Here is a 26,617-nt window from a genome sequence, read left to right on the forward strand (position 1 = left end):
CCCCTCTGAAAACCCGCAACAGTTCACAACTCCCCGTAACAGAAAAAAACTTTTCAGGCCTCATAAGACTCTGTAATAACGTCATTTTCAAACCATCTTTGTCCGGAAGGTGGTCATTCCGACATCAAAGACTGTCAAGACAGCCAACGTCCCGATAAGACAAGAACACTACACTGCTTTCCGAACAAACGTACCAACAATGGTTCATAGCCCTCTCGCGCTCTCCGTTGGCACGGTGAAGGCCAATAACAAGACAAACGAATGGAGTGTATTTCATGGTTCTGACCTCCCGCTTTTCCCTGCGTGCGACGACACTTGCCGTTGCGGCCGCCTCGGCCGGCCTGTCACTGAACGCGTCTGCCAGTATGGGCAACCTCGGCACCACTTACGGTGTAATGCCGGTGGATGTGGCAACTGCCCAGTCACTGTCCATGTTCAATGAACAGGTGTCTGCCACCTACTACAACCCGTCTTACCTCACCAGTGATGAGCGCGGTGAGCTTACTGGCGGCATCCTCCATGCTGAACAGGAGCTGCGTTCCAGCCGCTCTGATGCGGATGGCGACATTGTTTCCGATTCCCCCAGTCAGCATGTGCTGATCGGCATGAAAACCAACCTGGCTTCCCTGACCCGCTTCAAGCATCCCATTTATCTGGGTTTCATCGCGGGCGTTGAGAAGTACGGCAAGGAAATGCTGGCCTTCTCTTCCGAGACCTCGGAAACAGGCCAGTACCTGCAGTACGGCAAAGAGCCGCTGTTTCTGAATATTGGTGGTGCCACTCCGCTCTGGCGGGGCATTTCCGGTGGTTTCTCGGTGCGTGTGACCCTGGAAGCGGCCGCACAGCTGGATGCAGTATCCACTCTGGGCGGAGAAACCAGCCGGGAGCGACTTGCGGTGAACGCCGAGCCGTCCCTGAAATCCATTCTCGGCACCACCGTTAAATGGGGTGACACCCTCTGCCCCGAAAGTGACTGTTTTCTCGACGGATGGGAGAGCGCGGTGACCTATCGCACCAAATCCTCCGCCTCCACTGCCGTGGACTCCAACATCATTGTTACCCAGACCATCCCGGACCCGGGCCTGAGCCTGGCAGTTGCGACCATTGACTCATTCCAGCCGGAAACCATCACCTTTGGCACCCAGTACAAGGGCGATGGCTGGCGGGTAGGTGGCAGCATCGAACAGCAGAACTGGTCGGAACTGGAAGATGAATTCTCCGGCGACACCATCAAGGACCAGGAAGACGTCAGTGCCTCGAACCGTATCGGCTTCGACGACATTCTCGTCCCCCGGATCGGTGGCGAATACCAGCTCAACCGTAATTTCGCGGTTCGTGGCGGCCTGGCCTATGAGGAATCCCCGCTCAAGACCACCCGCAATCCGGAGCTGAACTATCTGGACACAGACAAGATTGTGGCCGGCCTGGGTATCAGCGCGACCTATGAGCGCACCCGCCTGCTGGCCTACCCGGTACGGCTGGACCTGGGTTACCAGTACCAGCAACTGCAGGACCGGGATTTCACCATCGTCGACTTTGACGGCAATGAGCAGCAGGCCACTGCCGACGGCGACATCCATGTCATCAGCGGCTCCATCACCCTGAAGTTCTGAGGAGAAGTCTGCCATGAAGTACAACAAGACCCTGGCACTGATTCCCGCCGTGCTGCTTGCAGCCTGCGGGGGTGATGAACAATCCATCAACGAGCCTGCAAAGCCGGGCTCCGTTGTCTACTCCTATCCTGCCGACGGACAGGGCGAAGTCAGCCCCAAAGCAGACCTGGTACTGCGGTTTTCACATGCCCTTTCCGATGACGACATCGGGGGCAAGATCCGTATCAGCGACGGCGAGAATAACATCGACTTCTCGTCAGAGCCGGTTGATCAGGGGCGGAGCCTGAAGATATCTCCGGATGAAAGGCTCAGTCCCGGCACGGAATACACGGTGGAGTTCAGTGAAGAACTTGAAGCCGAAGGCGGTCGACCGATCCCGACGCCCAATGCCATCGGCCCGGACGGGATACAGTTCACGACCCGGGGCGAATTCAGCGGTATCGCGGCGCTTGATGAGCTGGGCTCCGGATTTACCGTGGCCGAGATGATCCCGTCCGAGAACAATACCTTCCGGCCCATGAACTTCTCCACGTTCCGCCTGCGCCTGACCAGGGCGGTGCATCCAGAATGGAAGGGGCGTGGCGGTGTCATCGAGCTGACAGACAGCAACGGCGACACAGTACCGGCAACCGTGCTGGTGAATGGCCGTTATATCACCATCGACCCCTGCATCGCGGACAGCCCTGAACAATGCGGCCGTGAAGACGATGTTCTGGAAGCCGGCGAGACCTATACAGTTTCCATCCGGAACCTGCCGGGTATCAATGGCGATACCCTGGAGGAGTTCAGTGAAGAGGTCACACCGCGGGACACCAGCCCGACCGTTGTGCTTTTCCAGGAAGTCATCGACTCCGGACTGAACGCCGGTGCTGACGAGGACAGCGCCCGCCGCTCCCGCCTCAACGGTGAGATTATCAATGGTGTCACCCTGAATTCCGTACTCCAGGGTATTGCTGGTCCGTCACAACAGACCGGTGGGCTGTTTGCGGAACTGGCCTATGCGCCATCGTTTGAAGCCGACGAGCCCCTGCCCCTGCGCGTACCCAAGGGCAGCGTGCTGAACAGTAGCAGCCTGGATGTGCGCATCAACGGCACGGTTCCCATCATTGATCCGGAAACCGGCCAGATCCAGAAAACCGGCAACATCAAAGTCACCATGCTGTCGGATGCCACCGGCTACCTGATGCCCAACCCCTACACGGACGACCAGAACGCCCCGCGTCACGTCAGACTGTTCATGGACGTGTCCATGAACACCGAGGAGGCGCAGCCCAATGCCTCCCTGTCCCAGGACCTGCTCGGGGTGGAGCTGTCCGGCATTGCCATCGTGGAGGATGGCGTACTGACCATCGACGCCATCGGCATGGTTGAACCCAACCTGCTGGGCCAGGAGTTCACCGACTCCACCATCGCCTTCCGCATCGAAGCCGCGACCGATTCCGAATCGGCTCTGGATGCCGCAGACCAGCGCGACGACGAACTCGCGGATACTACCGGCCCACAACTGGTGAGCTGGATGCCGGGGCCCGAAGACGCCCTGCCGGATACCCGCCAGGACATGCAGCGGCCAGGTGACCCTGTAGTGCTGAACTTTGATGAGCCGCTGGATGAGGATTCCATTGAGGGGAATGTTACCCTTGATGAAGACGGCGTTCCGTTGACCATCGAAGATGGCACACTCAGTGCCGAGGTAGACGGCACCGTACTTGTGCTGAATCCGGAAGGTGGTCTAGAACATGGCGTAGACTATACCGTCAACATCGGCGGAGTGACCGACCTTGCCGGAAATGCCGCCAGCGTCCCGGCATTGAACTTCAGCTTGCCGGAAACTGGTGATCCGGATGCAGTGACTCAGCGTTCACCGTTTGCGCTAACAACCTACCCTGGATTCCCTTGCGTAACCACTGATGTCAACCTTGGTGAGGATGGCGATCACGGCTACTGCAAAGACAAGTTGTCTGAAGAAGGGAGCGATCTGCCCGAGGATCGTGAACGGGATCGTCTGCCAATAACGACCTTACCCGCAGACAGACCGATAGTCGTCGTATTTTCACAATCCATGGACCTCGAAACGATCAATGACTCCACGTTTATTGTCGAAGAAGTCGATGATTCGGGTAATTCTGTCGAAACTGTAGCGGGAAGGATAGAGAAGAATAACCAACGCGTCCGCTTCTACCCGGAAAAGCCATGGGACGAAGGGAAGCTTTACAAATATACGCTCGTCTCTGCCCAGTTTGGTGACCCCGAGACCGAGGACGAGTCTGCCGCCGACTGCACCAGTGTAATTTGCGGTGAAAATGGTAAAGCTTTTGCAGCTTCTCATCTGCTCAGTCCGACAGCCAACGGAAGCGAATCTCTGGAGATTTTCTTCCGTGGGGACGCACAGCTGGATACTGTGTTCACACCATTGCGAAACCTGCCAATCAGGGATGCCAATTCAAACTATGAAATTGATGACTTTGAAACATTCGATTTCGAGTTTGCAGAGAATCCCGAAGGCGTGGAACAAGATCATTACGTAACACCACCCAATGCATCGCGGCTAGCCATGGCAGGCAATGCCACCGTTCTTGGCAACGACGGAGGCGAAGAACGCAACGCAAGGGTCGGATGCGATTACAGCGGGGACGACTGCCCTGAAGAAAAATTCATTTACCAGACATACGGCCTCAACACTGAAGTCGTTGGCCCTGAGATTGATCCGGAAACCGGAGAAGAGACTGGAAGGGTTAAGGTACTGCTTTATCCCACATTACTTGTCACTTCACCGGCTACCGTATTCTATAACCTCGCAGGTAAACCTTCCGAGTCTTCAACTGGCCCTCAGGTGCTGAGGATGCGATATCAAGAGAAGACAGAAGATAACCCGTTAGGTTTAGTTGAGGGCTATATCTCCGAGGGCGAGGATGGACAACCACAATTTGAAACCGAAGCACGCCTGATGCTGGATGCACCGAATCTGCATCTGCCGCTGGGAGAACTGAACCTGTTGGCACACAACCTGTTCAGTTACCCCTTTACTCTGGATCTTGAGGGAGATATTCAATTCTTCGATGATGGGCGGATGCAAATTGAACAAAGGAATATCAATAAAGAAAATCCTGCGATAGACGTTGTGGTTGCGGGCAGCAGCGATGAGTCCACAACTCTAGTCGGCCTCGTTAGTTGTCTTGGTGGGGTATTCACCGGAAGTGGAACAGATTCCTGTGATGAACTCATTGAGGGAGAGGGCTCAGCAGTAAAGCTGCCGCTAGAGATCCCTTATCACGGCCTGTACCTCAACTTCATCTCCAACCCAATCAAGGAAATCCCAGCAGAGTACTAATCTTCAGGCTCCGCTGTTCATGGCCAGCCCTCGGGCTGGCCTTTTTTGTGGCCTGAAGGGCCAACAACCAGTTTTCCCCTATCAGGCATTTCCTGCTAATCTGGTTGCCTATTGAAACCAACTCTGAAGACTCGTGGCAATCGGGTGCGGCCTTCCAAAACCGTGCGGAGCCATGGATGGCGGAGCCCGAGCGTTACATGGACGTATTTAAAGCGTGTTTTGGAAGGCCGTACCCGATTGCCGTTGCACCGGGTCAGACAATATAAAAACTGCTTGGAGAGAGAACCCATGGAAAACGGCACCCACTACCGTACCTGTCATTTGTGTGAAGCCATGTGCGGCGTAGCGATTGAGGTAAAGGATGGCCATATCGCCTCGATCAAGGGTGATGAGGACGACCCGTTAAGCCATGGGCACATCTGCCCCAAGGCCGTCGCCCTGCAGGATCTCCACGAAGACCCCGAGCGCCTGCGCAAACCTGTTCGCCGCACAGCGGATGGCTGGCAGGAAATGGAGTGGGACGACGCCTTTGACCTGGTCGCAGACCGCCTGCACAGCATACGCAGGGAATATGGCCGCAACAGCATTGGTGCCTACCTTGGCAACCCCAATGTTCACAATCACGGCTCGCTGGTTGCAACCATGCCATTCCTGCGGGCACTGGGCACACAGAACCGCTTCTCGGCCACCTCCAACGACCAGCTGCCCCACATGCTGGCCAGCCTGGAAATGTTCGGCCACCAGATTCTGTTCCCGATCCCGGATATTGACCGCACCGAACTGTTTATCTGCATTGGAGCCAACCCCATGGCCTCCAACGGCAGTCTGATGACAGTGCCGGATTTCCGCGGCCGGCTGAAAGCCCTCAGGGCGCGCGGTGGCAAAATGGTGGTGGTAGACCCCCGCCGGACCGAAACCGGCAAACTGGCCGACGAATTCCACTTTATCCGCCCCGGCACCGACGCCCTGTTACTGATGGCGATGGTGCGCACCCTGTTTGAGGAAGATCTCGTCAACCTGGGCCATGCAGAACCCTGGACCAGGGATGTCGACCTGATACGCCTGGCCTCCCTCGGGTTTACCCCGGAAGCCGTGAGTGAACACACAGGCCTGCCTGCAGCAGACATCCGCAACCTGGCCCGCCAGCTTGCCACCACACAGCGGGCCGCCCTGTATACCCGCATGGGCACCAGCACCCAGGCCTTTGGCGGTGTTGCCACCTGGCTTGCCTACGTACTGAACATACTGACCGGAAAACTGGACTGTACCGGCGGTGTGATGTTTTCCCAACCTGCGATCGACCTTATCGCCCTTGGCGGCATGTCGGGCCAGCGCGGTCACTTTGCCAAGCGCTTCAGCCGGGTGAAGAAGCTGCCGGAGTTTGGCGGTGAATATCCCTCCAGCACCATTGCAGACGAAATACTGACCCCGGGTGAGGGACAGATCCGTGCTTTTGTCACAGTTGCCGGCAACCCGGTGCTGTCCAGCCCCAATGGTGGCCGTCTTGATGAGGCGTTCAGCGGGCTGGATTTCATGGTATCGGTGGATTACTACCTCAATGAAACCACCCGACATGCGGATGTCATCCTGCCGCCCACCGCTGGTCTGGAACGCAGCCACTACGACCTGATTTTCAGCATGCTGGCCGTTCGCAATACCGCCAAATACAGCCCGGCGCTGTTCGACGCCGGCAAGGATACCCGCCATGACTGGCAGATTCTGCTGGAGCTGGCTCACCGGCTGGAGAAAAAACGCAAGGGTGGCAGGCTGCCGGTGCGGGCAGAATTGGGCTGGCGTGCCTTCAAGCAGATCGGGCCCGACCCTATTCTCGACATGATGCTGCGCGCCGGCCCCTATGGCGCCGACATTGGTCGCGCCCGCGGCCTGGTGCAGCCGGCTGTTGATCTGGTCATGGATATCCTCCCCGAGCGCCATCCGTTGCGTGGCCTTGCGAAACTCAGCCCATTGAACCGTAGCTGGCAGGATCTTCCCAAGGGCCTTTCGATCAACGCACTGAAACAGCTGCCCAACGGGGTGGACCTGGGGCCGCTTCGGCCGTGCATGCCCGGCCGGCTGTTTACCCGCGATGGCAAGGTGAACCTGGCTCCCCGGCGCTACCTGAACGATCTGGGCCGCCTGCACTCCCTGCTGTCGGCGCCCTCGCCGGAGGGACTCTTGCTGATCGGGCGCCGCCACGTGCGCAGCAATAATTCCTGGATGCATAACAACCAGCGGTTGGTTAAAGGCAAGGAGCGCTGTACCCTGATGATACATCCTCAGGATGCGGCCCGCTGTGGACTTCAGGCGGGTGATTCCGCCGAAGTCGCTTCCCCGGCGGGCAGGATTGTTTTACCGGTGGAAATCACCGACGACATCATGGCGGGTGTGGTCTCCGTGCCTCACGGCTGGGGCCACCATCGCGATGGCACCCGGCAGTCCGTCGCCGTTGCACACCCCGGGGCCAGCATCAATGATGTCATCAGTGATCAGGAAACAGATCCGCTGGTGGGTACGTCCGTACTAAACGGACAGACGGTGAACGTGAAAGTCTGGCGCGCGGAGCGTTCACGCAAACTGGCCTGAATTTCAGAACGGAGATATCTATGCCCCCGTGGCTTCAATGGACACTGATTATTGCCGGTCTTCTGGTGATCGCCTTACTGGTGGCGTTTATTGCCCGCCAGTTCCGCACCCTGCAGGACAGCAAGAAACGACAGGCCAAAACCGAAGCTTTCCAGAGAGAACGCCGGGAAAGCATGGTGGAGAGTATTCGCGTTCTGGCCATGGCTGTGGAAGAGGACCAGGTGGAATATTCCGAGGCCTGCCTGCGCATCAAGGGGCTGCTGGACCACGTAGCCCCTGAATTGCTGGCAGAGTCACCCTACCTGGTGTTCCAGGAGGTTCATGACCTGATCCAGCACATGCCTACCCACCGGGCACGCCAGGAAACCGAGGGCAGGTTCGTGGAAAAGATGGACAGGGAAAGACTGGCGGTGGAAGAGGAACACGCCGATGCCATCCGGAGAGCCGCAACGGCCATTCGGCACCACCAGTTCTGATCTCAGGGCCGGTGGCTGGCCTGGGCCCGCAGCAATACCGCATTTTTGTAACGATTTGTAACCAGTTTTCGCCGCCGAAAATATGATTAGCTTTACAAATCAATCTCTTCAGATATGACCGGAATATGACACCCCGCTCATTCACCAAACCCTGACACACCCGGCTTTTATTTCTCTCCGGATTGGCTAAGTTTAAAGCAGGACGTTGCCTTCACCGACCCTGCAACGGCCCTGTTTGTTTCTCCTGAACACGTTTGGTTTGATCTGCAACAAGCGGGTGAGCTTGCCGGCCTTCGGGCCGGCTTTTTTAGGTCCGCGGAACAGGTTTACTGGCTCATCATCCCGGCCATGGCCATGATGCTGTCCTTGTTGCGAACCAGCTCATCAAACTGCTCCTCAACCTTTTCAGGATCCAGCCCCAGGGTCTCATAGAACTCCGGGGTTACTTCTTCTCCCGGGCCCATGGCCACACCCCGCCGGGTCAATAACTGCCGGCCCAGCCATAACAGCTTTCCGTACACTGCGTGGGGGCCGGTGTAGTCCGGATTTTTCTGGTTGCGAATGGCGAGGCAGACTTCATCCGGCATACCCCAGTTCTGCATCAGCTCCGCCGCAATCTGCTCACGGGTCACGCCCAGCAGGTAGTGCTCGATCAGCGATGAGTCCAGATGAGGATTTGCCTCCAGAGAACGGCACACCAGCTTGAAGTGAGGCGGAAACACCTGGGCAAGAACCAGGTACCCGAAGTTATGCAGCAGCCCGGCAAGGTAAGCCAGGCCAAACACCGGGCGTTCACCGCGGGGCATCATGCTGGCCAGGATGCCTGCTGACTGGGCCTGCCAGATGGCTTGCTGCCAGTAGTCCACGTAACCTTCAGGATGGTCCTGGGGCTGTTTGAGCGCCCGGCCCAGTGACAGGCCCATGGCCAGGTTCATCACCAGGTCGAACCCCAGAATCCGTGATACCGCATCATGTACCGAACGCACCTGGCCGGCCGCAGCATAGAAAGACGACGACGCCCAGCTGACAACCTGGGCCGCCAGGCTGGGGTCACTTTCCACAACGTCCACCAGGTCGCCCATCACCGCGTTGGGGTTAACCCGCAAGTGAATGATCCGCTGCGCGGTTTCAGGCAGTGGCGGCAGTTCCAGGGTATCTTCAAGGCGCTGCTGGATACGAAGCGTCGTGAATCGCCGGATGGCGGAGTGCAGCTGATCCCGGTCACGTTCCGGGCTGTCCAGGTTGACGGCAATGGTGCCCGCCTCCACCGAAAACGTCCGCCTCTCGGCTGAGGCAGTAATTGCCCTGAACTCATCGCCGGGCATGACCATGCAGAGATTCTGCTCGCCCAGAACCAGCGCAACCGAGGCCAGCTCGTCCACCCGGGTATCCACCACGGTGGGCCATCCCGTCAGTGACGGCAGGGCCGGCAATTCGGTCAGCCCGGAACGCTCCCGGACACGCACCTGCTCCCGCCGCTTCATGACTCGCAGGTCACGGCCGAGTTCTTTATTCAGGGTATTGATGTCCAGCAGGTCCCCCTGACGACAGATGACCTGCAGGTTTCCCTGTTCGTCACTGAGCAGCACCATGCGCAGCAGCTCTTCGTCCATTGCCTGACTTACATCACGCAGGGAAACACCGGCTGCTGAATCACCCAGTGCCTGCCGGACTGCGACAGGTAATTCCATAAGTCTCTCCCCAAATAGTGACGGTGCCTCGCGGGGCACGGTGGTTATCGTCCAGTATAGGGCACAAACAACGACCCGACTTTGACTTCAGCCTAGTTTCCAACAGCTTTTGATGCATAACGGCTGCTGGTTATACGTCGCCGTAGCGAATTCGCTCACCCAGCCAGCGCCGAATCAGGCCATGAACCAGCGCCGGCTGTTTCATCAGGCCCGGCGCCATTTCCCGCACCGGTTCAATCCAGCCCTTGTCGCGTTCAAAATCCGCCAGGCGGAACTGCATCATGCCGGTCTGGCGGGTACCAAGAACCTCGCCGGGGCCCCGTATTTCCAGATCTTTCTCGGCGATCACGAATCCGTCCTGGCTATCTCTGAGGGCCTGCAGCCTGGCCTTGCCATTGAGCGACAGTGGCGGGTGATACATCAGCACACAGAAGCTGGCTTCTTCCCCCCGGCCAACCCGGCCCCGCAGCTGGTGCAACTGGGCCAGGCCCAGCCGCTCCGGGTTCTCGATGATAATCAGCGAGGCATTGGGCACATCCACTCCCACCTCGATGACCGTGGTGGCCACCAGCAGGTCCAGCTCACCGTTCTTGAACTGCTCCATTACCGCTGCTTTTTCCATGGTCTTGAGGCGGCCATGCACAAGGCCCACCTTCAGGTCCGGCAGACGTTCCGCCAGTTCCTGGGCAGTGACCTCTGCAGCCTGGCACTGCAACGCCTCGGACTCTTCAATCAGTGTACATACCCAGTACGCCTGGCGGCCTTCCCTGCAGGCCTTGCGAACCCGGTCAGTTACATCATCACGGCGGCTGTCCGGGATGGCAATGGTTTCAATGGGTTTACGGCCGGGAGGCAGTTCGTCGATCACCGACGTGTCCAGGTCCGCATAGGCACTCATGGCCAGGGTACGGGGAATCGGGGTTGCCGTCATGATCAACTGGTGTGGCGCCATGGTGCCGCCTACGCCTTTCTCGCGCAGGGCCAGGCGCTGGTGCACCCCGAACCGGTGTTGCTCATCCACAATGACCAGCGCCAGCCTGCTGAAGGCCACATCCTCCTGAAACAGGGCGTGGGTTCCCACGATGACGGACGCTGCCCCGTTGCCGATCTCTTCCAGAACTTCCCTGCGGCCCTTGCCCTTGATCTTGCCGGAAAGCCAGGCCACCCGGATGCCCAGGGGCTCCAGCCAGCCCTGAAAATTGTGATAGTGCTGCTCCGCCAGTATCTCGGTGGGCGCCATTAGGGCCACCTGGGTGCCGGCCCCGATTGCCTGCAATGCAGCCAGAGCCGCCACCACGGTTTTACCGGAACCCACATCCCCCTGCACCAGCCGCAACATGGGAACCGGCTGGCTCAGGTCCTGACGGATCTCGCTCATTACCTGGCGTTGAGCGCCGGTAAGGCTGAAGGGAAGCAGGTCCAGAAAGCGCTCGGGAAGATCGCCGGTGGGCAGCAGCGGCAAGGCTTCACGGGCCTGTACCTGCTGGCGCACCTGAAGCAGGCTGAGCTGATGGGCCAGCAGTTCCTCCATCACCAGCCGCTGCTGGGCCGGGTGGCGCCCTTCCATGAGCAAGTGAACCGGAGCGCTGGCCGGAGGAGAATGCACCAGTTCCACGGCCTCGGATATGCCGGGCAACTGGTAACTTGCCAGCAGTTCCGGCGGAAGCCACTCACGAATCGGGAAACGTTTCAGGTAACCCAGAGCCTGCTGGCAAAGGCTGCGCACCCGGGGCTGCTGAATCCCTTCCGTGAGGGGATAAACCGGAGTCAGCGTCGCTTCACCATGGGCCGGCATGGGCGGTGGGTTGACCTGATACTCCGGATGATAGAATTCGTATCCGGCGCGGCCCGGTCGTACTTCTCCGAAGCATCGGACCCGCGCACCCTCAGAAAGTTGATTCTTCTGGGCTGCGTTGAAATGGAAAAACCGCATCACCAGGAAACCGCTGTTGTCCTTCAGGGTTACCTGAAGGCTGCGGCGACGTCCCATTACCAGGTCGGCTTTCATCACCTCGCCTTCCACCACGCCGACATCCCCTATACGCAGGTTACCCATGGGAATAATGCGGGTGCGGTCCTCATATCGGTGCGGCAGATGAAACAGCAGGTCCTGAAGCGACCCGATGCCCAGTTTCGCGAGTTTTTCGGCCAGGGCGCTTCCTACGCCCTTCAGAGTGGTGACCGGGATGTCCTCCAGTGACGTCATATCCTGGCTCAGGCGGTAGCGGCGGCAGCCGGGGTTTCAATCTTCGCTTTCTCGATCACCCGGCACTGACTGGCAGCCAGGGACAGCACGTCAATCGCCTTGGGCCGCGGGAATGTCACACGCCAGGCCAGGGCAACGGTTCTGAAAGGCACCGGCGCCGCGAACGGGCGGACCGCCAGGATACTCTCGTCGTACTGCATGGCGGTTGCGGCGGAAAGCGGCAAAACGGTAATGCCAAGCCCGGACGCCACCATGTGGCGAATGGTTTCCAGTGAGCTGCCTTCGGTCACCAGTGAGGGAGCCGCGGCACTGGGATTACGGGTGACTGCATCCACCAGTGGCGGGCAGGATTCCAGCACCTGGTCACGGAAACAGTGGCCGGGGCCCAGCAACAGCAACTGTTCCTGGGCCAGCTCCTCCGCGGTCAGGGTATCCCGCTCGGTCAGCGGATGCCCCCCTGGCAGAAGTACCACGAAGGGCTCGTCGTACAGTGGCAGGGTCACCACCTCCGGCTCCTCGAAAGGCAGCGCGATGATGATGGCATCAAGCTCGGACTGGCGCAGTTTCTGGCGCAGGGTGGCGGTGTAGTTTTCCTCGATATAAAGAGGCATGTCCGGCGCAGCACGGCGCAGTTCGGGCAGCAGATGCGGGAACAGGTAGGGCCCGATGGTATAGATAGCCCCGACTTTCAGCGGTGCATTGAGCTGGTTCTTGCCATCCTGCGCCATGTCGCGGATAACACCCACCTGGTCCAGAACCCGCTGCGCCTGCTCGATGATCCGTTTACCGGTCTCGGTCACACGGATACTGTTCTTGCTGCGCTCGAACAGAGGGATTCCCAGCTCGTCTTCCAGTTTCTTGACCGCCACACTGAGCGTGGGCTGACTGACATGGCAGCGCTCGGCGGCGCGGCCAAAATGCCTTTCCCGTGCGAGGGTAACAACGTATCTTAACTCGGTAAGAGTCATGGTGGGCTCCGGTCAGATGTCGTCCAGCCAGGGGCGTGCCATAACGCCCTGTTAATTTATTACCCAAAGCATAAGGATTGATATTGCCTATGGCAATCACTGAACACAAGCAAACCCCACGCATTCTGGTCGCCGGCTGCGGAAAGCTCGGTGGCGCCATCGCTCAGATGCTATCCGGGCAGGCCGAGGTATTCGGTATGCGCCGCAATCCGGACCGGATTCCCCGGGGCGTCCATCCACTGGGCGCCGACCTGCTGGACCGCAAGCAGATTGAATCGGTGCTGCCGGGTGACCTGGATATCGTCATCTATTGCCTCACGCCATCCAGCTATGACAAGGAGGGTTACCGTAACGCCTACGTCCATGGCCTGGAGAATCTTGTGGCTGCCCTTGGCACACAGTCCCTGAAACGCCTGTTCTTTATCAGCAGCAGCAGTGTCTATGCCCAGAATGACGATTCCCTGGTTGATGAAACCAGCCCGACCGAGCCTGCCCGCTTCAGTGGCCAGATGGTCCTGGAAGGCGAGCAGACCGCGCTGAACAGTGGCCACCCGGCAACGGCCATCAGGTTCAGCGGCATTTACGGCCCTTCTCGCCAGCAGTTTCTGGATGCCGTGATTATCGGCCGCATGGCCCCTTCGGCTCCTGCCCCCTTCAGCAACCGGATTCACGAGGAGGATGCCGTGGCGACCGTGTGTCATCTGGTGAATCAGGCACTGGAAGGGAAGCCTCTGGAGTCCTGCTACCTCGCCAGCGACTGCGAGCCGGTACGACTGGACGAAGTGGTTGCCTGGGTGAGAGAGCAGCTGCCGTGTGCAGACCCTGCGCCCGATGCCCGCAGGGGTGGCCGCGCAGGCAGCAAGCGTTGCAGCAATAAACGCCTGCTGGCGTCCGGTTTCCGGTTCCGTTATCCGGATTTCAGGGCGGGCTACCGGGAACTGATCGCCCGTAGAACGTAAAAAGGCGGCCCACAGGAAGCCGCCTCAATGTTTTCAGCTGATGCTCTGGTCAGCTCAGCACCATAACTGCTTCCATCTCCACCGGAACACCCTTGGGCAGGGCAGCGACGCCAACGGCGGCCCGGGCCGGGTACGGCTCCTGGAAATAGGTGGCCATGATCTCGTTGACCGTGGCGAAATTGCTCAGGTCTGTCATGTAGATATTGACCTTGACGATGTCCTTGAGCTCGCCACCGCTGGCCTCACAAACGGCCTTCAGGTTTTCGAACACCTGGCGGGTCTTGGCGGCAAAGTCTCCCGCCACTACCTCCATGGTCTCCGGCACCAGCGGAATCTGCCCGGAGATGTAGACGGTGTCGCCGGCTTTGACGGCCTGGGAGTAGGTACCGATTGCCTGCGGCGCATTCTCGGTCTGGATTACAGATTTATTGGTCATGACCTTGGGGCCCTCTTTTGCAAAACGCCAATCGTCACTCCTGGGCGGCCAGCTTGTCAACACGGCAAACGTCGGAATGAAAGCCGGCCGGACCAGCCTTTTTCTCAGTGCCTTACGCGGTTGATATGGGTCACAGCGCGAATATTCCTGATGCGTCGCATGACCCTTGCCAGATGCCGGCGCCCGTTTACGTGCACCACAAGGCTGACAATACCCAGCTTGGCATTCTGTTCTTCCACATTGATGCGTTCAATGTTGCCATCCGCCATGGCCACGGCATTGGCCAGTTCGGCAATGACCCCGCGCTGGCGTTCCAGCTCGACCCGGAGTTCAACGGAAAACTCGTTGGTAATGTCCTTGGCCCACTTCAGGTGCGTCAGGCGCGCCCGGCCCTCGTCGTCTTCCGGCAAGCGGGAGCAGGTATCCGAGTGGATAACCATGCCTTTTCCGGAGTCCATGGTCCCCACCACCGGGTCCCCGGGGATAGGCTTGCAACAGCTGGCAAAACGAACCAGCAGGCCCTCGGTGCCCCGGATTGTCACCGGGCTGTTATCCGTCTTGTCCATGGCGGAAGCCGAGGCGTCTTCCGGACCATCACCTTCAGCGCTGCCGCTGACCAGTTGCCTGGCCACCAGGTAGGCCATACGATTGCCCAGCCCGATGTCACTGACCAGATCATCAAAACTTTCGACCTGGTTGTGGGTAACAACGGCCTGGATCTGCTGTTCACTGATCTTCGACAGGCTGGTTCCGAAGCCCTTGAGGGATTTCTTGAGCAGGGTTTTGCCCAGATCCAGGGATTCAGCCCGCTTCTGGTTCTTGAGCACGTGGCGAATGCTGCTGCGGGCCTTGCCGGTAACCACGAAGCTGAGCCAGGCGGGATTGGGGCGAGCCCCGGGTGCGGTAATGATTTCAACGGTCTGGCCGCTCTGCAGGGGTTGGCTCAGGGAGCCCAGGTTGCGGTTGATACGGCAGGCAACGCAGGCATTACCGATGTCGGTATGGATGGCATAGGCGAAGTCCACCGGTGTGGCCCCGCTGGGCAATTCCATGATCTTGCCCTTGGGGGTGAACACATAGATCTCGTCCGGGAACAGATCCACCTTCACGTGTTCAATGAATTCCAGGGAATCGTCTGCCCGCTCCCGCATTTCCATCAGGCCCTTCACCCAGCGGTCTACCCGCGACTGATTCACGCTGGTGACACTGGACGGCTCGTTCTTGTACATCCAGTGGGCCGCGATGCCGTTGTTGGCGATGTGCTCCATCTCCTCGGTGCGGATCTGGATTTCAATATTCACATGCATGCCGAAGAGCGTGGTATGCAGGGACTGGTAGCCATTGGCCTTGGGCATGGCAATGTAGTCCTTGAATCGGCCCGGCAATGGCTTGTAAAGGCTGTGCACCGCCCCGAGGATGCGGTAGCAGTCGTCCTCGGTGTCGGTAATGATCCGGAAGGCGTACACATCCATGATTTCATGGAAGGACTTCTGCTTGAACTTCATCTTGTTATAGATGCTGTTCAGGTGCTTTTCCCGGCCCAGAATCCGCCCCGGCAAACCACGCTCTTCCAGTTTCTCCTGCAACTTGCCGCGGATATCATCAATAATTTCCCGGTGGCTGCCCCGCAGCTTTGCCACCGCCTTGGAAATGTATTTCGAGCGCATCGGGTAAAGCGATGCGAACCCCAGGTCTTCCAGCTCGGTACAGATGGAGTGCATACCCAGGCGGTTGGCAATGGGCGCGTAGATATCGAGGGTTTCGTTGGCAATACGCTGGCGCTTTTCGTAGGGCATGGGCCCCAGGGTGCGCATGTTGTGGAGCCGGTCCGCCAGCTTGACCAGTATCACGCGGATATCCCGCGCCATGGCCAGGGTCATTTTCTGGAAGTTTTCAGCCTGGGCCTCGGCACGGGAACGGAATTCGATCTGGGTCAGCTTGCTGACTCCATCCACCAGCTCGGCCACATCTTCACCAAACTGCTCCGCCAGTGCATCCTTGGGAATGCCGGTGTCTTCAATCACATCGTGGAGCATGGCCGCCATCAGGCTCTGGTGATCCAGCTTCAGGCCGGCAAGGATACGGGCAACCGCCAGAGGATGGGTGATGTAGCGGTCACCGCTTTTGCGCATCTGCCCTTCGTGGGCTTGTTCGGCATAATAGTAGGCTCTTCGCACCTGATTGATGCGATTGGTATCGAGATAGGTGCTGAGTTCACTGGCCAGCACATCAACCGTTGCCTCTGCCGACACCGCGCCTCCGTGGGTAGACTGAATTTCAGGGATAAAAAAACCCGAATGCACGCATTCGGGTCCTTCCGAGGGTCTTCCGGTAATGCCTATAGATACACTATAAAACCGAAAGGCCAGATTTCAATGCTTTCGACGGGTTAGCAGAAAATATTCCCGCCTCACACCTTACTCGTCATCGTCCTCGGTGAGGAGATCACGGGTAATCTTGCCTTCGGCGATTTCGCGCAAAGCGATAACGGTTGGCTTATCGTTCTCTTCGGCAACCAGCGGCTCGAAGCCCTTGGTTGCAATCTGGCGGGCGCGCTTGGTGGCCAGCATAACCAGCTGGAACCGGTTATCAACGTTTTCAAGGCAATCTTCAACAGTAACTCGTGCCATAACTTCCCCGACAATAGCAAAATGACTGATTTCAGCAGACCGCGTAGTTTAATCCCACTGGTTCAATTTGTATACAGGCAATACACCCGGATCAAACGGTGGACAGCCTGGCCAGCAAACCCGCATGCCGCACCTGCTGGGTCTGCATTCGCAACCGCTGGCTGCGGACAATCGACAGCAGGTCACCAAGGGCGGTCTCGAAATCGTCGTTGACCACCAGGTAATCGAACTCCACCGCATGGGTGCACTCATCCGTTGCTTCTTTCAGGCGCCGCTCGACCACCTCGGGGGCATCGGTACCGCGCCCGGTAAGCCGTTCTTTCAAGGCTTCCGATGAAGGCGGCACGATGAAAATACTGACGCAGCCAGGCATCAGGCGGCGGATCTGCTCAGCTCCCTGCCAGTCAATTTCCAGTATTACATCCCGGCCCATGGCCAGTGTCTGTTCCACCCACACCTGGGAGGTACCGTAGTAATTGCCGAAAACATCCGCGTGCTCCAGAAACTCGCCCCGGGCAATCATCGCCTCGAACTCATCGCGGCTGACAAAGTGGTAGTTCACACCATTCTTTTCCCCCGCACGCGTGGGCCGCGTTGTGTGGGACACGGAAACACACAGTTTCCCGTCCTGCCTGAGCATTTCCGCCACCAGGCTGGTTTTACCAGCGCCGGAGGGGGCGGAAATCACATACAGCGTGCCTTGTTCTGATTCCTGGCTCATGGGGCAATCAACTCCGGAGTTTACAGATTTCAACTGGCGGAACATCCCGGCCAGCACAACACTGGTGTCCCGTCCGGACCAGACAGGACACTGGCAAGCGCGAGATTATACGGCTTTTACTCGAGGTTCTGTACCTGCTCCCGCATCTGCTCGATGAGCACTTTCAGGTCAACGGCGGCCCGGGTTACCCGGGCATCGATACTTTTGCTGCTGAGGGTGTTGGCCTCACGATTGAGCTCCTGCATCAGGAAATCCAGCCGGCGGCCGATAGCTTCATCGCCCTGAAGGGTCTCAGAAACCTCGGTAATATGGGCATCAAGCCGCTCCAGCTCTTCCGCCACGTCGCTTTTCTGGGCCAGCATCACCATTTCCTGGGCTATACGGTCCGGATCAATCTCTACCTTCGCCTGTTCAAAGCGACTCTTCAGGTGCTCTTCCTGGGCGCGAATCAGCTCCGGCATCCGCTCCCGCACCTCGGCAACCAGTTTACCCATGGTGGCCAAACGGTCTTCAAACAGGGGGCGCAGCCGCTCACCTTCCCGCTCTCTCACGGTGACCAGCTCACTCACGGTGCGCTCGAACAATTCACTCGCCGCCTTGCGGGCAGGCCCGTAATCCTGCTCGGTGGAGGCCAGCACACCCGGCCACCGGAGGATGTCCAGGGCACTGATATGTGCCGGGTTGTCGAGCATCTTGTTGATGTGATTGGCCGCCTCGTTGACCGCATGGGCCACATCTTCATTAATCTCGAACCCCTGGGACGCGGCGTCTGTCGCCTGCAGCCGCATGGCCACATCCACCTTGCCACGACGCAATTGTTTGCGAAGCTGTTCGCGGAAACTGTTCTCCAGTTCACGCAGCGCCTCGGGCAGCCGGAAGGAGGGCTCCAGGTAGCGATGGTTTACCGTGCGTATCTCGCAGGTGAGCGTACCCCAGTCCTCCTGGGTATCCTGGCGTGCAAAGGCCGTCATACTTCTGATCATGGTGACTCCGCGTTTGGAAGATGCCAATCCTCAAGTCTAGCAGGCCCACCGCCTGAACATCGAACAGAGGCCGCTGACTGCGTGTTATACTCCGCAATCTTTCGATATTGCAATCGACCGGGACACTACCCCGGACACTCACTACTGATACCAGGAATGACTATGAGACCGAGCGGAAGAACGCCGGAACAATCCCGGGATATTCGCATCACACGCCACTATACCCGCCACGCCGAAGGATCTGTGCTGGTGGAATTTGGCGACACCAGGGTGATCTGCACTGCCTCGGTTGAAAACAAGGTTCCGCCTTTCCTTCGCGGTGAAGGCAAGGGCTGGATCACCGCAGAATACGGCATGCTGCCCCGCTCCACCGGCAGCCGCATGGGCCGGGAAGCCGCCCGCGGCAAACAGGGTGGCCGCACCGTGGAAATCCAGCGCCTGATCGGCCGCTCCCTGCGTGCAGCGGTCGACCTCAGTGCACTGGGCGAGCACTCGATTACCATCGACTGTGACGTGATCCAGGCAGATGGTGGTACCCGCACGGCAGCCATCACCGGCGGCTGCGTGGCGCTGGTTGATGCGCTGAACCATCTGGTGAAAGAAGGACGCCTGAAGAAATCGCCACTGAAGCAGATGGTGGCGGCGTTTTCCGTGGGTGTTTACAAAGGCACGCCGGTGCTGGACCTGGATTACCCCGAAGACTCCGAAGCCGAGACCGATATGAACGTGATCATGACGGACCAGGGTGGTTTCATCGAGATCCAGGGGACTGCCGAGGGTGCGCCTTTCGAGCAGGAAGAGCTCGATGGCATGCTGAGGCTGGCGAAGCTGGGGATCAATCAGTTGTTTGAGGCCCAGAAGGCGGCTCTGGAAGCATAGTAATCCGAAAGCTGGCTTGTCGGATTACGCCTTTGGCTTTTATGCCCTTCACGGGTAAATCCGACCTACGGTTGGAGGCTAGCTTTGATTTCTGGGCGGGCTTGGGGAGATGGGCCTTCCCGGACCGTCTCCGGCCATGGATGGCCCATCTCCCCGAGACCGCTAACTCCGCAGTTTACTGACCGATTTCTATATCGTAATCCATGATTACCGGCGCGTGATCCGAGAACCGGGTGCTGTCATCAATCCAGCCATCGCGGATGGTCTTGCGAATACCCGGTGTCAGTAACTGGTAATCCACCCGGATACCGGCATTCCTGCGGGAACCCTCGGCCTGTTCCGGCCACCAGGTGTACTGGTTGCTCTGCTTGTTGATATCGCGAAACGCATCAACACAGCCCATTTCGTCAAACAGGCGGTCAAGCCATGCCCTTTCGTGGGGCAGGAAGCCCGAGAAATCCAGCTTGTGGTAAAGCGGGCTGGCGTCGGTTACGTGGTGAGCCGTCTGCAGGTTGGCGCAGAAGATGAACTGGCGGCGTTTGCGCAGGGTTTTCTGCATATGGAGGCCGAAGGCTTCCATGAAGTCGTCCTTGTGGTCGAGCACGGTCAGGTCGTCTTCACCAGTCAGCTCTTCCTCACGGCCCAGGGCGCAGGGCGCCAGAACACAGGCAACGGACACCTTGTCGAAATCCGCCTGGATGAACCGGCCCTCACGGTCGGCCTGCTCGTTGGCGAAACCGTACATGATGGCTTTGGGAAAATGGCGGGTGTAGATACCGACACCGCCATCCTCATTGCGCTCGCCGTCAATGAAATAGGCCTCGTAGCCTTCCGGAATGAGGTTGTAGTCCTCGATCTCGTAGGCCCGCATGCGGTGGTCCTGAACGCAGACCACGTCAGCGTCTTGCCTGGCCAGCCATTCAAAGAAACCTTTTTCAACAGCCTGGGCCAGACCGTTGACGCTGATTGTTACTACCCGCATACGTGTTTCCTGATTCGGTTTGAGTGTATGATACCGGTTTTACGAGTTAATTAAAGATCCACACCCGCCAGAAGCCCTGTCATGCACGACTATCAGCAACAGTTCATTGAATTTGCCATCCGCCGTAATGTTCTTCGATTCGGCGAATTTACGCTCAAATCCGGCCGTACCAGCCCCTACTTCTTCAATGCCGGGCTGTTCAATACCGGGGAGGACCTTGTTGAGTTAAGCAAGGCTTATGCCGCTGCACTTCAACGCAGCGGGCTGAATTATGACATTATTTTCGGGCCTGCCTATAAGGGCATACCGTTGGCAACGGTCACAGCCATGGCACTTGCCTCCGAGGGCTCCAACAAACCCTTTGCTTTCAACCGCAAGGAAAAGAAAGAGCACGGCGAGGGCGGCAATATTGTCGGCGCGCCACTGCAAGGCAAGGTGCTGATCGTCGACGACGTTATCACCGCCGGAACCGCGATACGGGAGTCGATCGGGATCATCCGCGGAGAAGGCGCAGAACCGGCGGGGGTTCTGATTGCACTTGACCGCCAGGAACGTGGCGCGGGCGAACTTTCGGCAATCCAGGAGGTCAAGAAGGAATTCGATATCCCGGTCGTCAGCATTATCACACTGGACCAGGTGCTCGACTACCTCCGGAACAGGCCCGGTTTCGACCAGCACGCCCGGCAAGTCGCTGCATACCGGGATGAGTATGGTGTCTGAAACCGGGCATGGTTTCTCGTCCAGCTTTTGTTATGCTTCCTGACACAACTTGTTATTAGTGGAGCGCCAATTTTTCACCATGAACCGTCTGACCAGGTTTTCAATCGCTGTATCTGCTGTGGCCGCGTTGGCAGTGGCTACAATCGCAGAAGCGAGAACGTACCGTTACACGGATGAAAACGGCCAGGTTGTGATCAGCAACACCATTCCCCAGGAAGCGTCAAAGCGTGGCTACGATATTCTGGGCAAGAACGGCCGTGTTATCGAAACCGTCGACCCGGAACCCACGGAAGAGGAGATCGCCGCCAGGGAAGCGGAGGAGCAGCGCAAGGCCGAAGAAGAACGGCAAATGGAGCTTGACCGCAAGCTTCTGGAGCGCTTCAGCCACCCGGATGAGGCTGTGCGCGCCATGCACCGGAAAATCCGCGAATTGCAGGGGCTGAACCAGCTAAAACGGGGCAATATTTCGGTTATCGACAGTCAGTTGGACAACGAGCAGAGCCGGGCAGCAAACCTGGAACGCTCCGGCCGTGACATCCCGGAAGCGACTCTTGAGAAAATACAGCGGCTGGAGTCCCAGATTCGGGATATCGAGCGGGAAATCAATTCGCAAAATGCCGACATCAAGGTATTAAGGGAACAGTTCGAGAAGGATATTGAACGTCTTGAAGTGATAACGGACAAGGAAAGAACCGTGCCCCTGGATCCCGACGAAGCAGACAGACAATAAACCGAGCTATCCAGCAGCCAGCATCCATATACGAAAAAGGTCACCTCAACGGGTGACCTTTCTCGTTCAGAAAACTTCGGCCTGCAAATCAGGCAGTAGCAGAAGCCTTCTTGGCAGTGCTGGTGCTCTTGCGAGCAGTGGTCTTGCGGGCTGCGGGCTTCTTCGCCTCTACGGTCTTCTTGGCTGACTGGGCAGCGTCGGACACCTCATCGGCAGCTTCGGAAACCGCGTCGGCACCTTCAGCAGCTTCTTTCTCCAGCTTGGCGACCAGATCTGCAGCGAAGTTGCCGAAACGGCTGTTCAGGGTGCGCAGCTGCTCGAACAGGTTTTCGCTGTAGCCGTAATAACGGGTACGCAGATTCTTGACGCTGTATTCGCGCGCTTCTGACTCAAGCTTTTCAGCGTATTCGAAAGGCTTGGAAGACAGCTTCTTCTGCTGCTCTTCAGCAGCATTGATGCCCTTCTCTACGATGTCCTGCAGTTGTTCCTGATAGCTCTTGAGTTTACCCATGATGGATCTCCTTAGGTTATGGATGCATTACATTAAAAGTTGCATCGTGACGGCCAGCGAATCTGTACCGACTTGTGATTACATGGGTAAGACTACGGTGAAAAATTAGAATGATCATACTAAACCCTGAATCCCTTTAATGTTTCTGGCAATCGGGGCCCATGTCCTGTTTTGCGGATGACTCACTTGATGATTTTCTCAGATTGCGCATAATCTGCGCCCTGAAATGTGTAGCCCGTCTCCCTGTTTTATTCAGGCCTCGCTTCTGCCGTATTGCAAACTGTGACAAAACCCGAGGTTGCGCTGACAACCGGATTGCGAGAGAACCATGCTACGTAAAAGACCCAGGCAATGGACTGCGGGCCTGATACGGCTCTGGAAATTATCTGTATTTGCACTGTTCCTTCTTGGACTGGCCGGTTGCCAGGAAGACTCCGGGGCAACACGGGCAGCATCTGGCCAGGCCAATGAAGTGTCTGCACAACGACTGAACAATGCCGTTTCTTCCTTCCGCGACACCCTGGGGCAGTCGGGATCCGCCAGACAGGCCCTTGCCACTGCCCCGACGTTGCGCTGGGAGGCGCCGCTGACCAGGGAGGATGGCTCCCGCCTGCATTCTGACGACATCAGCGGCTACCGCATTTATTACCGACTGCGCCACGAGGACAAATACAAGTTTATTCCGCTGCCCGGCGATGCCGGTACGGAATATCCTCTGGCAGATTTTCCCCCGGGCGCCTATGAGTTCAGCATTACCACGCTGGACGATAGCGGCCTTGAAAGCCGACGATCAGACGCGGTGATGGTTGATCTGATCTGACAGGTTACCAGCGGAAGATAACCCAGCTGGGCACCAGCATGTCGGTTTCGTCCTCGCGGATCCACCCACCACCGTCTGCAGGCACGAGGTAATACTCGGGCCCCACTTCCGGCACCACCTTGATCTCCATAAGCTGGCCATTCACCCGATACTCGTAGAACACTTCGTCGTCACCCGGGCGTATAACAATCTGGGGGCCGTCCGAAGATGGCTGATAATCGGATACCACCAGAGGTTCCCGGGGCGTCTCGACAACATCATTGTCGTCCGTGTTTTCCTGTGCCATCACCGGCATGCACATCACACCCAACACAAGACCCGGGCAGGCGATACGTTTCATTTTCATGTTACTCTTCCATTCTGTTTAAGGACGCTCTAAACCGCCCCGACACGGCCATTCAATGGCTCTGTATAGTCAGGGTTGCACAAGCCATTCAACGCTTCAATCAGAATCCGGATCCGTTTTGATATGACACAACAGCAGACTCCGCCCGTGGTTCTTGTAGACGGCTCGTCTTACCTTTTTCGTGCCTATCACGCCCTGCCACCACTGACGACCAGCAAGGGGCATCCCACCGGCGCCATCAAGGGCGTTATCAGCATGATCCGGAAGCTGGAGCAGGACTTCCCCGGCTCAAAAATGGTGGTGGTGTTTGACGCCAAGGGCAAGACTTTCCGCAACGACCTTTACGAAGACTATAAGGCAACCCGCCCGCCAATGCCCGACGACCTGGCCGTGCAGATCCAGCCGATCCACGACATGGTTCGCGCCATGGGCCTGCCCCTGTTGATTGTCAGCGGCGTGGAAGCCGACGATGTCATCGGCACTCTGGCGGACGAAGCCACCAGCAAGGGCATCGACGTGGTGGTGTCCACCGGTGATAAGGACATGGCGCAACTGGTCAGCGACCACGTCACCCTGATCAACACCATGACCGACACCCGCATGGACCGTGACGGCGTGGTGGAGAAGTTCGGCATTGCACCGGAACAGATCGTCGATTACCTGGCACTGGTGGGCGACAAGGTGGATAACATTCCCGGGGTGAACAAATGCGGCCCCAAAACCGCGGTTAAATGGCTGCAGACCTGGGGCAACCTTGATGAGATTATCGAGCACGCGGACGAGGTCAAGGGCAAGATTGGCGAGTACCTGCGGGAGGCCCGGGAAACTCTGCCCCTGAGCCGGGAACTGGCCACCATCAAAACCGATGTGGACCTGGAATTCGGGCTGGAAGACCTCAAACTCCGAAGCCAGGACGACGACAAACTCCTGGAGCTGTTCCGGGAATATGAGCTCCGGTCGTGGATTGCAGAACTGGAGAATGAGGACAACACATCCTCCGACAACCAGAGCCAGGGCAATAACAACAGCGGCTCGCCCACTCCGAAAGAAAAGAAGTACTCCATCGTCACCGACCAGAAAGAACTGGATAACTGGCTTGAACGGCTCGACAAGGCGCCCCTGTTTGCCTTCGATACCGAAACCACGAGCCTGCGCTATATGGATGCGGAGATCGTCGGAGTCTCGTTTGCCGTCGAGCCGGGTGAGGCCGCCTACGTGCCCCTGGCACACGATTACATGGGCGCGCCGGAACAACTGGACCGGGGCAAGGTACTGGAGCAACTGAAGCCGCTGCTGGAAAACCCGGAAAAGGCCAAGCTCGGGCAGAATCTCAAGTACGACAAGAACGTACTGGCCAACCATGGCATCGAACTGGAAGGGATTGCCGAGGACACCATGCTGGAGTCCTATGTACTCAATTCAGTCGCTTCACGCCATGACATGGATTCCCTGGCCATGCAGTACCTGGGCGAACAGACCACCACGTTCGAGTCCATCGCCGGCAAAGGCGCCAAGCAACTGACCTTCAACCAGATTGACCTTGAACAGGCAGGCCCCTACGCCGCCGAAGACGCCGATGTCACCCTGCGCCTGCATCAGATACTGCGCCCCCAACTGGAAAAGACCGGCCGCCTGCGGGAAGTGTATGAGAATATTGACCTGCCACTGGTGCCGGTACTGTCGCGGATGGAGCAACGGGGCGCGATGATCAGCGCCAGCACCCTCCGCAAGCACAGCCAGGAACTGGCGGAACGCATGGCGGAGCTCGAAAAGGAAGCTCACGAAGAGGCGGGCGAAACCTTCAACCTGGGTTCCCCGAAACAGCTTCAGGCGATTTTCTACGACAAGATGGGGCTGCCGGTGGTGAAGAAAACACCCAAAGGAGCGCCCTCCACAGCGGAACCGGTATTGCAGGAGCTGGCCCACGAACACGCCCTGCCCCGGCTGATCCTGGAGCACCGCAGCCTGAGCAAACTCAAATCCACCTACACCGACACCCTGCCGGAACTGATTCATCACCGCACCGGCCGGATTCACACCTCTTACCATCAGGCGGTAACAGCAACCGGCCGGCTGTCGTCTTCAGAGCCCAACCTGCAGAATATCCCCATCCGCACCGAACAGGGGCGGCGCATCCGCCAGGCATTTGTGGCGCCGGACGGCTACAAACTGGTGGCAGCGGACTACTCCCAGATCGAACTTCGGATCATGGCCCATCTGTCCGGCGACAAGGGCCTGCTGACGGCATTCGAGAAAGGCGAGGACATTCACCGGGCAACCGCTGCGGAAGTCTTTGGTGTTGCCGTTGAGGACGTGTCCGGCGACCAGCGCCGCAGTGCCAAGGCCATCAATTTCGGGCTCATTTATGGCATGTCGGCATTCGGCCTGGCCCGCCAGCTGGATGTAGGCCGCAACCAGGCCCAGGAGTACATCGACCGTTACTTCGAGCGTTACCCCGGTGTACTCAGGTATATGGACAACATCCGCAAGCAGGCCCACGACGACGGTTATGTTGAAACCCTCTACGGTCGCCGCCTTTATCTGCCGGAAATCAACGCCCGCAACAAGCAGATGCAGCAGGCTGCGGAGCGCACGGCCATCAATGCCCCCATGCAGGGAACAGCAGCAGACATCATCAAACGGGCCATGGTCAGCGTGGAAAACTGGCTGCTGGACAAGCACCCGGAAGAGGCCCGAATGATCCTGCAGGTGCATGACGAACTGATCCTGGAGGTGCAGGAGTCAGCCGTCGACAAGATCCGCGAAGGCCTTGAAAAGCGCATGTCCGCAGCGGCCAAGCTTGATGCTCCACTGTTGGTGGAAGCCGGTGTTGGCAATAACTGGGACGAAGCGCACTAGCCCGACCCGGGGCCATAATGGGGCAATTCACATCAAAATGCCCCGTTTCCGAACACTTGCTGCGTCGAAAGACGCACAACCACGACCCTTCACGATACGGCACGAAATTCGCTTGGATAAGGATTGTCGGCACCCGCCCACCCGGGCAGGTGCCAGGTTGTGACACATCTTTTCCG

Annotated in this window: 21 protein-coding genes; 10 read left to right on the forward strand and 11 right to left on the reverse strand. The window is 58.2% G+C overall.

The genetic code is table 11. The annotated features are described in order from the left end of the window. The first annotated feature begins 275 nt into the window (after positions 1-275). The 4 genes from aupA to HLUCCO03_RS09350 all read left to right on the forward strand — a co-directional run bounded on the left by aupA (position 276) and on the right by HLUCCO03_RS09350 (position 8,000). Entirely contained in the window at positions 276-1,613 is a 1,338-nt protein-coding gene (gene aupA / locus HLUCCO03_RS09335) for an alkane uptake protein AupA (protein WP_027830819.1), read from the forward strand. A gap of 13 nt (positions 1,614-1,626) precedes the next feature. Then, entirely contained in the window at positions 1,627-4,941 is a 3,315-nt protein-coding gene (locus tag HLUCCO03_RS09340; RefSeq protein ID WP_027830818.1) for an Ig-like domain-containing protein, read from the forward strand. Between the two features lie 288 nt (positions 4,942-5,229). Next, positions 5,230-7,524, forward strand: coding sequence for a molybdopterin-dependent oxidoreductase (locus HLUCCO03_RS09345; protein ID WP_027830817.1), 2,295 nt, complete (start codon positions 5,230-5,232; stop codon positions 7,522-7,524). 20 nt (positions 7,525-7,544) lie between these two features. Further along, positions 7,545-8,000: a DUF2489 domain-containing protein gene (locus tag HLUCCO03_RS09350; protein ID WP_027830816.1), complete on the forward strand. Its 456-nt coding sequence runs from the start codon at positions 7,545-7,547 to the stop codon at positions 7,998-8,000. Between the two features lie 326 nt (positions 8,001-8,326). Here HLUCCO03_RS09350 and HLUCCO03_RS09355 read toward each other — a convergent pair whose 3' ends face one another. From HLUCCO03_RS09355 to HLUCCO03_RS09365, 3 genes are all read right to left on the reverse strand, one after another. Continuing rightward, the gene (locus tag HLUCCO03_RS09355; RefSeq protein WP_027830815.1) at positions 8,327-9,691 is read right to left on the reverse strand and encodes an HDOD domain-containing protein; all 1,365 of its coding nucleotides are present in this window, start codon (positions 9,689-9,691) and stop codon (positions 8,327-8,329) included. 130 nt (positions 9,692-9,821) lie between these two features. Then, positions 9,822-11,897 (reverse strand): ATP-dependent DNA helicase RecG, encoded by a 2,076-nt coding sequence (gene recG, locus HLUCCO03_RS09360; RefSeq protein WP_027830814.1) that lies wholly within the window; start codon positions 11,895-11,897, stop codon positions 9,822-9,824. A gap of 8 nt (positions 11,898-11,905) precedes the next feature. Beyond that, complete coding sequence (locus HLUCCO03_RS09365) at positions 11,906-12,865, reverse strand: hydrogen peroxide-inducible genes activator (protein ID WP_027830813.1); 960 nt, start codon at positions 12,863-12,865, stop codon at positions 11,906-11,908. An 89-nt stretch (positions 12,866-12,954) separates the two neighbouring features. On the opposite strand from HLUCCO03_RS09365, the gene HLUCCO03_RS09370 reads away from it, so the two are divergent. Further along, on the forward strand, positions 12,955-13,824 hold the full coding sequence (locus HLUCCO03_RS09370) for an NAD-dependent epimerase/dehydratase family protein (RefSeq protein ID WP_027830812.1): 870 nt from the start codon (positions 12,955-12,957) through the stop codon (positions 13,822-13,824). A 49-nt stretch (positions 13,825-13,873) separates the two neighbouring features. Here HLUCCO03_RS09370 and HLUCCO03_RS09375 read toward each other — a convergent pair whose 3' ends face one another. The 5 genes from HLUCCO03_RS09375 to HLUCCO03_RS09395 all read right to left on the reverse strand — a co-directional run bounded on the left by HLUCCO03_RS09375 (position 13,874) and on the right by HLUCCO03_RS09395 (position 18,594). Next, complete coding sequence (locus HLUCCO03_RS09375) at positions 13,874-14,260, reverse strand: RidA family protein (RefSeq protein ID WP_027830811.1); 387 nt, start codon at positions 14,258-14,260, stop codon at positions 13,874-13,876. Positions 14,261-14,364: 104 nt separating this feature from the next. Beyond that, positions 14,365-16,512, reverse strand: coding sequence for a RelA/SpoT family protein (locus HLUCCO03_RS09380; RefSeq protein WP_027830810.1), 2,148 nt, complete (start codon positions 16,510-16,512; stop codon positions 14,365-14,367). 165 nt (positions 16,513-16,677) lie between these two features. Then, positions 16,678-16,890, reverse strand: coding sequence for a DNA-directed RNA polymerase subunit omega (rpoZ, locus tag HLUCCO03_RS09385; RefSeq protein WP_027830809.1), 213 nt, complete (start codon positions 16,888-16,890; stop codon positions 16,678-16,680). A gap of 91 nt (positions 16,891-16,981) precedes the next feature. Then, a complete protein-coding gene (gmk, locus tag HLUCCO03_RS09390; protein WP_027830808.1) occupies positions 16,982-17,611 on the reverse strand; it encodes a guanylate kinase in 630 nt (209 codons plus the stop codon). Between the two features lie 116 nt (positions 17,612-17,727). Then, on the reverse strand, positions 17,728-18,594 hold the full coding sequence (locus HLUCCO03_RS09395; protein WP_027830807.1) for a YicC/YloC family endoribonuclease: 867 nt from the start codon (positions 18,592-18,594) through the stop codon (positions 17,728-17,730). A 162-nt stretch (positions 18,595-18,756) separates the two neighbouring features. Between HLUCCO03_RS09395 and rph the strand changes: the two genes are divergently transcribed. Next, positions 18,757-19,473, forward strand: coding sequence for a ribonuclease PH (gene rph, locus HLUCCO03_RS09400; protein WP_027830806.1), 717 nt, complete (start codon positions 18,757-18,759; stop codon positions 19,471-19,473). A 175-nt stretch (positions 19,474-19,648) separates the two neighbouring features. Here rph and HLUCCO03_RS09405 read toward each other — a convergent pair whose 3' ends face one another. Beyond that, positions 19,649-20,455: an exodeoxyribonuclease III gene (locus HLUCCO03_RS09405; RefSeq protein WP_027830805.1), complete on the reverse strand. Its 807-nt coding sequence runs from the start codon at positions 20,453-20,455 to the stop codon at positions 19,649-19,651. A gap of 81 nt (positions 20,456-20,536) precedes the next feature. On the opposite strand from HLUCCO03_RS09405, the gene pyrE reads away from it, so the two are divergent. Then, a complete protein-coding gene (pyrE, locus tag HLUCCO03_RS09410; RefSeq protein WP_027830804.1) occupies positions 20,537-21,175 on the forward strand; it encodes an orotate phosphoribosyltransferase in 639 nt (212 codons plus the stop codon). Between the two features lie 79 nt (positions 21,176-21,254). Continuing rightward, positions 21,255-21,905 (forward strand): DUF4124 domain-containing protein, encoded by a 651-nt coding sequence (locus HLUCCO03_RS09415; RefSeq protein WP_036197239.1) that lies wholly within the window; start codon positions 21,255-21,257, stop codon positions 21,903-21,905. An 88-nt stretch (positions 21,906-21,993) separates the two neighbouring features. Here the strand turns inward: HLUCCO03_RS09415 and HLUCCO03_RS09420 are convergent, their stop codons facing one another. Beyond that, entirely contained in the window at positions 21,994-22,416 is a 423-nt protein-coding gene (locus HLUCCO03_RS09420; RefSeq protein WP_027830802.1) for a hypothetical protein, read from the reverse strand. A 328-nt stretch (positions 22,417-22,744) separates the two neighbouring features. On the opposite strand from HLUCCO03_RS09420, the gene HLUCCO03_RS09425 reads away from it, so the two are divergent. Next, the gene (locus HLUCCO03_RS09425; RefSeq protein WP_051603763.1) at positions 22,745-23,236 is read left to right on the forward strand and encodes a fibronectin type III domain-containing protein; all 492 of its coding nucleotides are present in this window, start codon (positions 22,745-22,747) and stop codon (positions 23,234-23,236) included. Between the two features lie 4 nt (positions 23,237-23,240). Here the strand turns inward: HLUCCO03_RS09425 and HLUCCO03_RS09430 are convergent, their stop codons facing one another. Beyond that, positions 23,241-23,576 carry a DUF2782 domain-containing protein gene (locus HLUCCO03_RS09430; RefSeq protein ID WP_027830800.1) on the reverse strand — a complete coding sequence of 112 codons (336 nt, stop codon included), beginning with the start codon at positions 23,574-23,576 and terminating at the stop codon, positions 23,241-23,243. Between the two features lie 129 nt (positions 23,577-23,705). Between HLUCCO03_RS09430 and polA the strand changes: the two genes are divergently transcribed. After that, positions 23,706-26,441 carry a DNA polymerase I gene (gene polA, locus HLUCCO03_RS09435; protein ID WP_027830799.1) on the forward strand — a complete coding sequence of 912 codons (2,736 nt, stop codon included), beginning with the start codon at positions 23,706-23,708 and terminating at the stop codon, positions 26,439-26,441. Positions 26,442-26,617 lie beyond the last annotated feature (176 nt).

The sequence above is a fragment of the Marinobacter sp. HL-58 genome, from assembly GCF_001314605.1.
Classification (GTDB): domain Bacteria; phylum Pseudomonadota; class Gammaproteobacteria; order Pseudomonadales; family Oleiphilaceae; genus Marinobacter.

What these genes read in the sequence shown, in the direction of transcription:
- HLUCCO03_RS09430 (WP_027830800.1), bottom strand. Translation starts at nt 23,576, where the DNA reads ATGAAACGTATCGCCTGCCCGGGTCTTGTGTTGGGTGTGATGTGCATG.
- HLUCCO03_RS09395 (WP_027830807.1), bottom strand. Translation starts at nt 18,594, where the DNA reads ATGATCAGAAGTATGACGGCCTTTGCACGCCAGGATACCCAGGAGGAC.
- HLUCCO03_RS09365 (WP_027830813.1), bottom strand. Translation starts at nt 12,865, where the DNA reads ATGACTCTTACCGAGTTAAGATACGTTGTTACCCTCGCACGGGAAAGG.
- HLUCCO03_RS09370 (WP_027830812.1), top strand. Translation starts at nt 12,955, where the DNA reads ATGGCAATCACTGAACACAAGCAAACCCCACGCATTCTGGTCGCCGGC.
- HLUCCO03_RS09350 (WP_027830816.1), top strand. Translation starts at nt 7,545, where the DNA reads ATGCCCCCGTGGCTTCAATGGACACTGATTATTGCCGGTCTTCTGGTG.
- rpoZ (WP_027830809.1), bottom strand. Translation starts at nt 16,890, where the DNA reads ATGGCACGAGTTACTGTTGAAGATTGCCTTGAAAACGTTGATAACCGG.
- rph (WP_027830806.1), top strand. Translation starts at nt 18,757, where the DNA reads ATGAGACCGAGCGGAAGAACGCCGGAACAATCCCGGGATATTCGCATC.
- HLUCCO03_RS09405 (WP_027830805.1), bottom strand. Translation starts at nt 20,455, where the DNA reads ATGCGGGTAGTAACAATCAGCGTCAACGGTCTGGCCCAGGCTGTTGAA.
- HLUCCO03_RS09345 (WP_027830817.1), top strand. Translation starts at nt 5,230, where the DNA reads ATGGAAAACGGCACCCACTACCGTACCTGTCATTTGTGTGAAGCCATG.
- gmk (WP_027830808.1), bottom strand. Translation starts at nt 17,611, where the DNA reads ATGAGCCAGGAATCAGAACAAGGCACGCTGTATGTGATTTCCGCCCCC.
- recG (WP_027830814.1), bottom strand. Translation starts at nt 11,897, where the DNA reads ATGACGTCACTGGAGGACATCCCGGTCACCACTCTGAAGGGCGTAGGA.
- aupA (WP_027830819.1), top strand. Translation starts at nt 276, where the DNA reads ATGGTTCTGACCTCCCGCTTTTCCCTGCGTGCGACGACACTTGCCGTT.
- HLUCCO03_RS09340 (WP_027830818.1), top strand. Translation starts at nt 1,627, where the DNA reads ATGAAGTACAACAAGACCCTGGCACTGATTCCCGCCGTGCTGCTTGCA.
- HLUCCO03_RS09355 (WP_027830815.1), bottom strand. Translation starts at nt 9,691, where the DNA reads ATGGAATTACCTGTCGCAGTCCGGCAGGCACTGGGTGATTCAGCAGCC.
- HLUCCO03_RS09375 (WP_027830811.1), bottom strand. Translation starts at nt 14,260, where the DNA reads ATGACCAATAAATCTGTAATCCAGACCGAGAATGCGCCGCAGGCAATC.
- pyrE (WP_027830804.1), top strand. Translation starts at nt 20,537, where the DNA reads ATGCACGACTATCAGCAACAGTTCATTGAATTTGCCATCCGCCGTAAT.
- HLUCCO03_RS09415 (WP_036197239.1), top strand. Translation starts at nt 21,255, where the DNA reads ATGAACCGTCTGACCAGGTTTTCAATCGCTGTATCTGCTGTGGCCGCG.
- HLUCCO03_RS09425 (WP_051603763.1), top strand. Translation starts at nt 22,745, where the DNA reads ATGCTACGTAAAAGACCCAGGCAATGGACTGCGGGCCTGATACGGCTC.
- HLUCCO03_RS09420 (WP_027830802.1), bottom strand. Translation starts at nt 22,416, where the DNA reads ATGGGTAAACTCAAGAGCTATCAGGAACAACTGCAGGACATCGTAGAG.
- polA (WP_027830799.1), top strand. Translation starts at nt 23,706, where the DNA reads ATGACACAACAGCAGACTCCGCCCGTGGTTCTTGTAGACGGCTCGTCT.